This is a genomic window from Pseudoalteromonas sp. SG45-2 (assembly GCF_014164115.1).
GTDB lineage: Bacteria > Pseudomonadota > Gammaproteobacteria > Enterobacterales > Alteromonadaceae > Pseudoalteromonas > Pseudoalteromonas distincta.
The window spans coordinates 46692-58542 of the sequence record NZ_JACJEO010000027.1 but is presented as its reverse complement, the minus strand read 5'-3'; the positions used below and the strand labels follow the sequence as shown (position 1 = coordinate 58542).

9 protein-coding genes are annotated in these 11851 nt (G+C 39.5%); 5 read left to right on the top strand and 4 right to left on the bottom strand.

The features are described 5' to 3' along the window. The first annotated feature begins 115 nt into the window (after positions 1-115). The 4 genes from H5116_RS17505 (at position 116) to H5116_RS17490 (ending at position 5597) form a co-directional block, all read left to right on the top strand. On the top strand, positions 116-829 hold the full coding sequence (locus H5116_RS17505) for a response regulator transcription factor (RefSeq protein WP_024599751.1): 714 nt from the start codon (positions 116-118) through the stop codon (positions 827-829). After that, the gene (locus H5116_RS17500) at positions 826-2091 is read left to right on the top strand and encodes a histidine kinase sensor domain-containing protein (RefSeq protein WP_259398862.1); all 1266 of its coding nucleotides are present in this window, start codon (positions 826-828) and stop codon (positions 2089-2091) included. The genes H5116_RS17505 and H5116_RS17500 overlap by 4 nt, the downstream gene beginning before the upstream one ends. Before the next feature lie 329 nt (positions 2092-2420). Then, a complete protein-coding gene (locus H5116_RS17495) occupies positions 2421-4457 on the top strand; it encodes a TonB-dependent receptor (RefSeq protein ID WP_182716731.1) in 2037 nt (678 codons plus the stop codon). An 18-nt stretch (positions 4458-4475) separates the two neighbouring features. Further along, positions 4476-5597 (top strand): PepSY domain-containing protein, encoded by a 1122-nt coding sequence (locus H5116_RS17490; RefSeq protein ID WP_182716730.1) that lies wholly within the window; start codon positions 4476-4478, stop codon positions 5595-5597. 121 nt (positions 5598-5718) lie between these two features. Here the strand turns inward: H5116_RS17490 and fadE are convergent, their stop codons facing one another. Then, positions 5719-8175 carry an acyl-CoA dehydrogenase FadE gene (gene fadE / locus H5116_RS17485; protein WP_182716729.1) on the bottom strand — a complete coding sequence of 819 codons (2457 nt, stop codon included), beginning with the start codon at positions 8173-8175 and terminating at the stop codon, positions 5719-5721. A gap of 323 nt (positions 8176-8498) precedes the next feature. Here fadE and H5116_RS17480 point away from each other — a divergent pair, with 323 nt between their 5' ends. After that, entirely contained in the window at positions 8499-9263 is a 765-nt protein-coding gene (locus tag H5116_RS17480; RefSeq protein ID WP_165724201.1) for a class II glutamine amidotransferase, read from the top strand. Positions 9264-9311: 48 nt separating this feature from the next. Here the strand turns inward: H5116_RS17480 and H5116_RS17475 are convergent, their stop codons facing one another. From H5116_RS17475 to purM, 3 genes are read right to left on the bottom strand one after another with little or no spacing between them, the layout of a single operon-like run. Then, a complete protein-coding gene (locus H5116_RS17475) occupies positions 9312-10046 on the bottom strand; it encodes a DUF3108 domain-containing protein (RefSeq protein WP_182716733.1) in 735 nt (244 codons plus the stop codon). A gap of 16 nt (positions 10047-10062) precedes the next feature. Further along, entirely contained in the window at positions 10063-10710 is a 648-nt protein-coding gene (gene purN, locus H5116_RS17470; RefSeq protein ID WP_002959994.1) for a phosphoribosylglycinamide formyltransferase, read from the bottom strand. Then, complete coding sequence (gene purM, locus H5116_RS17465) at positions 10710-11762, bottom strand: phosphoribosylformylglycinamidine cyclo-ligase (RefSeq protein WP_002959993.1); 1053 nt, start codon at positions 11760-11762, stop codon at positions 10710-10712. Before purM ends, purN begins: the two co-directional genes overlap by 1 nt. Between the last annotated feature and the right edge of the window lie 89 nt (positions 11763-11851).

Below are 11851 nucleotides of genomic sequence, written 5' to 3'. Positions count from 1 at the left end.
CAAAACACTCAAAACACTCAAATAGTTAACTTTTTTCCTGCGCACCGTTTTTGATATTGATTTGTATTATCATTTGCTTTAATTTGTTTTAATACTATAAAAATTATGGCTTTCTATGTCTGCACCACAGGGCTATCAACGCAACAAATTTGATTTTGATATTTTAGTTGTTGAAGACGATACATTACTTAATGATCAAATTACTGAATTACTAGCTAACCAAGGGTACTCTGTTACACAGTGTTTTGATGGTGATCAAGCGCTTGATTTAGCGGTTGCTCAACGTTTTAGTCTTATTTTATTAGATGTTATGTTGCCGGGAAAAGACGGTTTAGCAGTACTTAATATTTTACGTAGTTGTAATAACACCCCTGTAATAATTGTATCGGCAAAACATGCTGAAGAAGAGCGTATTTTAGGTTTATCAGCCGGTGCAGATGATTATTTAGCAAAACCGTTTAATGGCCAAGAATTATTACTACGCGTAGATTCAGTACTAAGGCGCGTTTTTAAACAAGACACAAATACCCCTTACATTGCTAATATTGATGGACTTGAAATAGATAGCCTACGCCAGCAGGTTTTTCTGCATTGTGAGCTATTAGCTTTTACGCCTATTGAGTTTGCCTTGCTGCAAATTTTAATGAAAAACCAAGAACAAATACTGTTAAAACCTTTTTTATATCAAGCGGCGCTTAACAAGCGTTTCAGTCAGTACGATCGTAGTTTAGATATGCATATGAGTCGTATACGAAAAAAATTAAATAACGCCGGCTGGGATGGCAGCCGTTTACACACTGTGCATGGGCAAGGGTACTGTATTAAATGACACGACGTTTATTTTGGAAGCTGTGCTTAATTATTGGTACTGGTGTTGTTGCGATGTTTTATTTAATTAATGTCGCGGTTAATCATTTTGAAAATGATATGAGCATGCTAAGTGACTCAAGCCGAGAAGAGTTAATTAATTGGCAAAAAAAGGCTGAGGTTGTATTTGATCAAGGTGATATGAGCGAACTTGAGCGTTGGGTTGATGATTTACAACAACAAGAAAATATTTGGGCTGTAATTGCTAAAGCCAATGTGGTTGAGTTAGCAGGTAATCGCTCTCATCGTCATGAGTATACAGGGTATAACTTGGGGCGAAGTATTGATTGGAAAATCCATCTGTATTTTGAGCATGCCCCCGTTATGCAATTACCCTTTAAAGATGGTGCAACTAGCCTTGTTGTGCACTTGCCGCAAAGAATGCGCCCAGGATCACTTTGGAATTTAACACGTTTGTCGTTACAAGTTTTATTGCCAATGCTGATATTGGTGTGTTTATCTATTGTGTTATATCGCCATATTATGCATCCTATTAAAGAACTCGACTTAGCAAGTAGGGCATTTAGCAAAGGAGACTTTAGTGTCAGAGTTCGAGAGCAGCTGGGCTCACGCAATGATGAACTATCCCAGTTAGCTGAAACATTTGATTTAATGGCAGAGCGGATCAGTGATCAGATTATGCATCAACGTGTATTACTAACTGATCTGTCTCACGAGTTGAGAACACCTTTAACACGCTTAGATATAGCAACTGACAATTTACTCACTCACAGAGAAAAGGGTGTAGAAGACACGCAAATCAAATTAGAGCGTATTCACAAAGAGTCACAGCACATCCGTAAGTTAGTAGATGACACGCTTACTTTATCTTGGTTAGATAACGAGTCACCTCAGTTGCGCATTGAATCTTTGGATTTAGTCGATTTACTCGAAATCCTCATTGAAGATGGGCGTTTTGAGTATCCAGATAAACTGATTTTTGCTGACTTACCTAATCAAGCCTATATTGAAAACAGTAATCACAGAGCATTAGGTCAAGCACTGGAGAATATACTTAGAAATGCACTACGTTACACACCCATTAATAAAAAAGTACGGATTAGCCTCATTGATTATAAACATGAATATAAAATTATTATTGCAGATCAAGGTCCAGGAGTACCTAAAGAGCATTTAAATACTATTTTTAGACCTTTTTTCCGGATTGATTCAGCTCGCTCATGCAACAGTGATAGCTTTGGTTTAGGGCTTGCTTTAGCATAAAGACAATTACATGCGATTGCTGCAACAGTATTTGCTAAAAATGATACTGCAGGTGGTTTAGTAATGACTGTAACGGTTCCTAAAGGTGTATAAATTACATTTCATATTGTTTGCTTGTAAAACTAAGCAACGCTTTCTCGTCCTGCTCACGCCGTTACTTACATGTTTTTAGGCAACTAAAATAGATTGCACCTAACACGTCTTTGTATATATCCTAAATGTAACAAATGTAACAAATGTAACAAATGTAACAAATGTAAAGTTGCTATACTTTTCATTAAAAGAAAATGATAATTCTTCTTATTTGTAATTGAGAAGGAGCGTCCCCCTTGAAAAAATTAGCCCTAATGAGTGCTATTTGTGCATCATTTAGTTCACCTATATACGCGCAAGAACTTGCTAAAAATACAGCGTCTGTTGAAAAAATATCTGTAGTTGGTTCTGCAACTAATTTGAGTATTACAGCTGAAGAAATAGAACAATATCAAGCAAGTGATCTGGCTGACATTTTTCGACATTCACCTTCTGTTAGTGTGGGTGGCTCGGTAGGCGTTGCACAAAAGATCTATATTCGTGGTGTTGAAGATTCTTTATTAAATATAACGGTTGATGGTGCACAGCAAACATCAACGTTATTTCATCATATTGGTCGTGTAACAATAGATCCAGACCTACTGCAACAAATCGATGTGCAAGCAGGTGCCGGCGAAGCAACAAGTGGTCCTGGTGCGATTGGCGGCTCTATCCGCTTTAAAACTAAAGACGCGCAAGACTTACTTAATCAAGGTGAACAATTTGGTGGACGTGTTAAAGCAAGTTACTTTTCAAATGACGGTACGCGTTTAAGCACCAGTGTATACGGTAAATTAAGTGATACATGGGGCGTACTAGGGTATTTCAGTACTGTGGATCGCGAGAACATGGAAGATGGTGATGGCGATACTATTTATGGTACGGCCGCCGATCAAGATATGATGTTTATTAAAGCCAGTGGTGAGTTAGCAGATAATCATCATTTGTCGATAAGTATTGAAAAACGCGACGAAGAAGGGGATTTTTCAGCACGCCCTAACTGGGCGGTACAAGAAGGTGATGCTTTGTATCCAAGTGAAGCAGAGCGAGAGACTTACGTTGCTAATTATATATTTTCTCACAATAACTTATTGTATTTAGAGGCGACAGCATACAAAACCGAATCATCTTTTAATGGCGGCCGATTTGCTTGGCTTGCTGACATTGACACATATGGCTTAGATATTCGTAATACAAGTATTATTGATGAACATAAATTTGTTTATGGCGTTGATTATAGAAATGATGAAGTATCGAGTGGGTCTGCAGCAGGTGCAAAAGAAAATTCAGAACAAGGCAGTGTACTGGGTGTTTATGCACAAGGTTATAGTGATATTACTCCACAACTTTTACTGAGTTATGGGGTGCGTTTTGATAGTTATAAGTTTAAACAAGACATCTTATTAGATGAATATTACGGCACTGCAATTACAGAAAGCGCATCGAGTTTAGATGACAATGAACTGAGTTTTAATATCGGTTTAGCATACGACATTAATGATGCTTGGACAGTAGGGCTTGGATATGCTGAAGCCGCGCGTGGTAAGCAAATAGGTGATGGCTTTACCATTGATGGATATTTATATGACGGTTCAGATATTCCAGTAGCGGATGAAAGTTTAGTACCTGAGACCGTAGCTAATATTGAAGCATCCATAACGTACACTAATGAAAATTTATCCGCTAAGGCAAGTATTTATAATTCGTCTTTAGATGATGTGATATTTGAAGGGTATGAAGGAAACTCGGTTTATAACAATATAGGCACGTTAGAGACTAAAGGATTTGAGTTTGACCTAGCATATCGTTTAAATTCATTTGATTTCTTCATTGGATTTTCAGCTACTGATACAGAGCTTGACCCACGTGATGGGTTGTACAGTGTAAGTTATGATGCAATTGATATTAATGGCTATGAGTTTGTCGGTTTAGGGAATAGCAGAGGCAATACATGGGTTGCTGGCGTTGATTACGACATTAACACTGATGCAAAGGTTGGTTTTAGTGTAACTAAAGTCGATTCACTCGATATTAATACTCTTCATCAAGCTGTTGACCTTGGTTGGACCGATTCTTTATATACCCTAAATAAACCAAGCTATACCACTGTTGATTTATATGGGCAGTGGAATGTGACGAATGCATTATTATTTAATGTTGCTGTTACTAATTTATTTAATGAGTTATATATCGATCATTCAAGTGTGGGTGATTACAGTGAAGTATTTGGCACTGTTGTTGGTCCATACGAATCTGGGCGCGATATTCGCTTATCGATTTCTTATCAGTTTTAAGAATAAGTAACTTATTTTATGTTCTTAAAATTGTTTAAAAAGTGGGTCTTTTGGGTCCACTTAATTATAGGTCTAATCGCCGGTTTATTTATTTTTAGCATGTCGTTCACGGGTTTTCTATTAACCTATGAACGACAGATTGTTGAGCTAGATGAAATGCGATTTACTGTAAATAACACCTATGTTCAACAGCGACTATCGACTGATGATGTTGTGGATATTTTGCGAAAATCGCATCCGAGTCAATCACATATTTATATTCGTTGGGTTAATCGAGAAGGGGCTGCCATTCCTGCCTGGGCTGGAAAGCATAGCTACTTATTACACCCTTATACAGGAGACGTGCTTCGTGAAGGAGAGGGGTTAGCGGCTGACTTTTTTCACGTTGTAACTGATATACATCGTTATTTATTACTGCATGGCGCTTCGCAGGTGATTGGTAAAAATATAAATGGCTACGCTAATCTATTTTTTATCTTTTTATTACTATCGGGTGCTTATCTGTGGTTACCAAAGCGATTTAACCGCTCTGCATTAAAAGGATATTTATTACTAGCAAAGAGTTACAAATCATCACATCATCGAAATAGGCAGTGGCATTTAGTTTTTGGAATTTGGTGTTTACCGGTTTTACTCGTTTTGTCATTAACGGCTACTTTGTTTCATTTTGATTGGGCAAATAAGGCACTGTACGGCGCATTTGGACAAAGTGTACCGGAGCGTGAAAAGCATCTACCAGTATTAGATTTATCGGCTGATGAAGTACTGTACGATACTTTATTTCAACAAGCTAAAGTACATGCAATTAATAATGGTGCTGCTGATTGGTATTCAATGTGGTTAGAATTAAGTGACAAAAAACACGAAGCACGTTTTTATATTGATACCAGTATCGGGAATCGCCAAGAATATGCGTATTCATTATTTTTAGATACTCGCACTGGTGATGCAATTAAAACGTTAAAAAAATCGGATTGGACGCGAGGCGATCAAGCATGGGGAACATCTCGATTTTTACATACCGGTGAATACTTTGGTTTTTTAGGGCAAACATTAGCTGGTTTGGCATCATTGCTCGCATGTTTTTTAGTGTATACAGGCATAGTTTTAGCATGGAAGCGATTGATAACTAAGCGCTAATTTACACTTATCGTCGAGTATTTGATTGATATGTGCGATTTGATATATAAAAATTTATTTTACACAAAAAAGCCAGCGCATTAGGCGCTGGCTTTTAGTATTCAAATGCTTACTTAGTTAATTAAGCGGCATTAGCTTCTTTTTTAACGCTATTACGCGCGGCTTTGCCTGCAAGTAAATCAGCCGGGTCAAAGTCATCAACGTTAATAACATCTAAACGAGATTGCTCAACAGCAGCTAGTTTATCAGCCTCTGCTTGGCTTAAAATACCTGCTTCAAGCCCCATTTGCGCTACTTTATCAAGCTGAAAGAATGGCAGTTTAAGGCCTTTTTCTTTACATACTCTTTCAAATAATGGCTCAACGTCTAGGATGTCTTTAAGCGTTTGCTCTTGACGACCTACAAGGTTAAGCGGCTCATTTTTTAAGTATACGTAGCTTGCTAAACGGTTACGCGTTTCACTAGGTACTTGTAGTAGTTGTGCTAGTTTATGCTCAAGTTGGTCAGTTGGTTTACGAACAGGGCGACCAAACGGGAATAACAATACTTTTAACACGGCGCGTAGTGGAGCCGAAGGCATGTTATTAATTAAATCAGCAAGTGCACGTTGGCAATGGTAAAGGTGATCTTGGCAACTCCATTTTACTAGAGCAAAATCTTCTTTTTTACGGCCTTCGTCGTTGTAACGCTTAAGCGTTGCAGACACTAAGTATAAGTAACTAAGTAAGTCACCTAAACGTGCTGAAATACGTTCTTTACGTTTTAGTGAGCCACCAAATACTGCCATGCTAATGTCTGACATAAGAGCAAGTGATGCACTAAAGCGTGACGCTATACGGTAAAATTCAGCAGTTTCGTCGTTGTACGGCACACTTGTAAAACGTGCGCCGGTAAGTGCAAGCCACTTAGTACGTACAAGGTTCGACATAGTAAAACCAATGTGACCCATTAGCGCTTTATCAAATACGTTAAGCGCCTCTTCGCGGTCTTCAATTTCGCACGCACCAAGCTCGGTAAGTACAAATGGATGACAGCGAATCGCACCTTGACCATAAATAATCATATTACGGGTCAAGATGTTTGCACCTTCAACGGTAATGGCAATAGGTGCACCTTGATAGCCACGACCTAAATAGTTATTTGGCCCAAGCATGATGCCCTTACCGCCAAGTACATCCATTGCATGAATAGTTGCATCACGCATTTGCTCTGTCAGGTGGTATTTAATAATGGCAGAAACAACCGATGGTTTTTCGCCTAAATCAACCGCACCCGTAGACATACTAACCGCAGCATCAGAGCTGTAAGCATAACCCGCAAGTTTAGCTAGTGACTCTTCAACACCTTCCATTTTACCAATAGGTAAACGGAACTGACGACGAATTCGGCTATAAGCACCTGTCGCAATAGCAATCATTTTAATGCCACCGGCAGAGTTTGACGGTAACGTAATTGCACGACCAACCGATAAACATTCAACCAACATGCGCCAGCCTTGACCAGCCATATCTGGACCACCAATAATGTAATCAAGTGGTACAAAAATGTCTTTACCGCGAGTAGGACCATTTTGAAATGGTACGTTAAGCGGGAAATGTCGACGACCAATTTCAACTCCAGGAGTATCCGTTGGAATAAGTGCACAGGTAATGCCTGGCTCTTTATTGTCGCCAATTAAGCCGTCTGGATCTTGTAATTTAAACGCCAGACCAAGTACGGTAGCAACTGGGGCAAGTGTAATGTAACGCTTATTCCACGTTAAACTAACACCCACAACCTCTTCGCCATTCCATTGCCCTTTACACACTACACCGTAGTCTGGAATTGAGCTTGCATCAGAACCCGCTTCTGGCGACGTTAATGCAAAACATGGAATTTCTTGACCGCTCGCTAAGCGCGGTAAGTAATGATCTTTTTGCTCTTTTGTACCATAGTGCTGTAATAATTCACCTGGGCCTAAAGAGTTTGGTACACCAACAATTGACGAAAGCAATGTTGATTTACTTGTTAGTTTTTGAAGTACACATGACTGTGCAAATGCAGAAAACTCTAAACCGCCGTATTCTTTTTTGATAATCATGGCAAAGAATTTATTATCTTTTAGATATTGCCATACATCTTGAGGAAGGTCGGTTAGTTCGTGCGTTGCTTCCCAATCGTCCAACATGCTACATACTACTTCAACAGGGCCATCAACAAAGGCTTGCTCTTCAATAGTAAGTTTAGGAACTGGGTATTGGTGAAGTTTTTTCCAATCTGGGTTACCGCAAAATAAGTCAGCTTCCCACCACGTCGTACCGGCATCAATAGCTGATTTTTCAGTATCAGACATGCTTGGCGTTACTTTTTTAAACGTAGCAAAAATAGGCTTGATGATATATTGCTGACGAAGGCCAGTAACAGAAAGAGGAACCGCGATGATCAAAAAGATCAACCAGCTAATTAAACCAAAAGCACCCGCAAAGGTACCAATTAATAAAGTTATAGCCGAAACACCAAGTGCTGTGTTCCAACTTGCTCTGTGGTAAACCGCAGTGCAAAGCAACGCGATTAGAACCAGTGTAAATATGAGTGTCATTTTTATTCCTTAATAGAGGTCAGACCACCTCACTTAGAGTAGCGCTAGTAACAGTAATTTTCAAGTACATAACGATGTTAAATTGTAGTAGAAAGTAACTTAAATACGATATTTAATTACCCGACAGAGGAACGCTCAATAACTATCGTATAGTCAAAGCATTAGCCGTAAGTAGTGTTAACGTAAAAATAAATAAATCTAATAGCAAAATGACACTTTTTAAGTAAGTATAGCCGTTATAGCGGGCTGCAATTTAGTGTACGCTTAATACACAAATATTCGCTATTTATTTTAATGTATGGTTTTTAAGGGTTATTTTATTAATGTGTGAATTACTTGGCATGTCAGCCAATGTGCCTACTGATATTTGTTTTAGTTTTTCAGGCCTTTTAGAGCGTGGTGGTAATACAGGTCCTCATAAAGATGGTTGGGGTATTACATTTTACGAAGGTAAAGGCTGTAGAACCTTTAAAGATCCTGAGCCGAGTTATCAATCTGAAATTGCAAAGCTCGTTAAAGCATACCCCATTAAAAGTGTCTCGGTTATTAGCCACATTCGCCAAGGTAATCGAGGTCGGGTATGTCTTGAAAATACTCATCCGTTTACTCGTGAGTTGTGGGGGCGTGAAATAACCTATGCTCATAACGGGCAGCTTTCAAATTATCATGATTTAAAACCTGAATATTATCGACCTGTGGGTAATACCGATAGCGAGTTGGCATTTTGCTGGTTGCTTGACAAAATTCGTGAAAAGTACCCGCAGCGACCAAGTAATATGGCGTCGGTTTTTAGATACGCGGCTAAGCTTTCGCATACGCTACGTGAAAAAGGGGTGTTTAATATGTTATTGACCGATGGGGTGTTTGTTTTAGCGTATTGCACTAATAACTTACACTACATAACGCGCCGTGCGCCATTTGGTAAAGCAACGTTGATTGATGCCGACATGGTGGTTGATTTTCAACAAGAGACCACACCAAACGATGTAGTAACAGTTATAGCTACAAGGCCTTTGACGAATGATGAGCGCTGGCAAAAAATGGAGCCTGGGGAATTTGCATTGTTTAAAATGGGTGAGCTAATTTAGCCCACCTATTTTAAATACTAACTTAACTTAACTTTGGTTTAATTAAATTTAGTTAGCTTCTTGATGTTGTGGTGCTGTAGCAGGCGCAACAGCTGTAGGCGCAGTAACAGTAAATGAATTCATTTGAACTTCAAACTGCTCCATACCTTTTTCGCCTTTCCACATACGTACCAGCATGTAATCCATTTCTGGCGCGAACCATGCAATTGCTTGGCGTTTATCGTTATCGTATAAACGCTTCACTTTAATGGCTTCTACATTACCGATAGGTAAGGAGATCATCTCTTTTTCAACAACTTCAAAGTTGTAGTCGCGGCGGTTACCTTTTTTATCTATAAGGGGGAATGAAAAGCTTGTTTCGCCTTTTTTCAATCCTTCGCGCACTTGCACTTGGTACGAAATAGCATCCTGAAATTCATCAGTCCATTCGCATTTAAGTGGGTATTCACTAGCGCTGCTAGTCACTACTTTGTTTGTTGTATCAAAATCAATTTTGTAATCTTTATCTGGGCCTGTCCCTGTACGAATCATGTTGTAATGATGCGGGGTAACCTTGCCATCTTTAAAGGTAAACTTTGATGTTTCTTCACGAGAGTCAGAGAAAATCATCCACTCAATATTGCTGTGGTATGTAAGTTCATAAGTATCGTCGCCCGTTTTTTTGAGCTCACGAACAGCCTCACCATGATTTTTACCTTTGCGTAAAATATCGTAATTAGCTTGATACTGGGTCAATTCGCCTGCAATTAGGCTAGTTGGAAGTAAAGCGCCCGCACATAACAACAGGGCACTTATTTTTTTATTGTGGGTAGTGCGCGCCGTGTGCAGGAAGTTGTTTTTTGTCAAGAACTGCATAATCTGCTTCCATAGTAAGTCTGTGTTCACTGAACCACTTGACCACCAAAGGATAAATTATATGCTCTTGCTCATGCACGCGTTTTGCTAATGTTTCTGCTGTATCATCCTTGAGTACAGGTATTTGCGCCTGAAGAATAACGGGACCGCCGTCTAATTCTTCAGTAACAAAGTGAACACTTACGCCATGAACATCGTCTTTTGCATCAATTGCTCTTTGGTGGGTATTCAGCCCCTGATACTTAGGCAACAAAGATGGATGAATGTTCAACATTTTTCCAACATATTTTTGCACTAAGCCAGGAGTAAGAATACGCATAAACCCAGCTAATACAACTAGATTTGGCATAAAAGAGTCGATAACGTTCATTAATTGCGCATCGTACGCTTCGCGCGAGTCAAAATCTTTATGACTGAGCACTTTTGTAGCAATACCTGCTTGTTTTGCACGCTCTAGGCCATAAGCGTCTGCTTTATTACTAATAACAGCCGCTATATGCCCGTTTATCTCGCCACGTTCGCAGGCATCTATGATGGCTTGTAAATTAGAGCCACTACCTGAGATTAAAACTACCAGACGAGTAGGTGCCATTACTTAGCACCACCTACAATTTCAACTTGCTCTTCGCCAGCTGCTGCATCTTGAATTTCACCAAGGTGCCATGCATTTTCGCCCAAGTCTTTTAGCATTGTTAAGCTTTGCTCAAGTTTGTCAGCAGGGACTACTAAAACCATGCCTACACCACAGTTAAATGTACGGTACATTTCGTGTGTAGTAATGTTGCCGTTTTCTTGTAACCAATTAAAAATTGGTGGCCACTGCCAGCTATCACCTTTAACTACAGCTTTTGCTGAAGCGGGTAATACGCGTGGAATGTTTTCCCAAAAACCGCCGCCAGTAATATGCGAAAGCGCATGTACGTCAACGTTTTTGAATAACTCAAGTAAAGGTTTTACGTAAATACGCGTAGGCTCAAGTAGAGTTTCGCCTAATGTTTTACCTTCAAAGTCAGCGCTGGTATCAGCTTTTGACACTTCAAGTACTTTACGAATTAAAGAGAAGCCATTTGAATGAGGACCGCTTGAAGCAAGTGCAATAAGCTGATCGCCTGCTGCTACTTTTGTGCCATCAATAATTTTTGATTTTTCTACAACGCCTGTACAAAAGCCTGCCATGTCGTAGTCTTCACCATCATACATACCTGGCATTTCAGCTGTTTCGCCACCAATTAGGGCACAACCTGAAATTTCACAACCTTTGCCAATACCTGTCACTACGTCAGCTGCTGTGTCTACATCTAGTTTACCAGTTGCATAGTAATCTAGAAAAAACAGGGGTTCAGCACCTTGAACAATTAAGTCGTTTACACACATTGCAACTAAATCAATACCAACCGTATCGTGTTTTTTTAAGTCGATTGCTAAACGTAGTTTAGTACCAACACCATCTGTGCCTGCAACTAATACTGGTTGCTTGTAGCCTTCAGGAATTTCGCAAAGTGCGCCAAAACCACCAATTCCGCCCATTACTTCAGGACGACGAGTTTTTTTAACTACGCCTTTAATACGCTCAACAAGTGCATTACCAGCGTCGATATCTACGCCCGCGTCTTTATAGCTTAGAGACTGTTTTTGTTCGCTCACAGGTTTTCCTCAAAATAGTTGTTTTGGGTTGCTTAGAAACGCGCGTATTTTACAACAATTGCAAGGTCGCGGCTAGCGTAAATGTAATT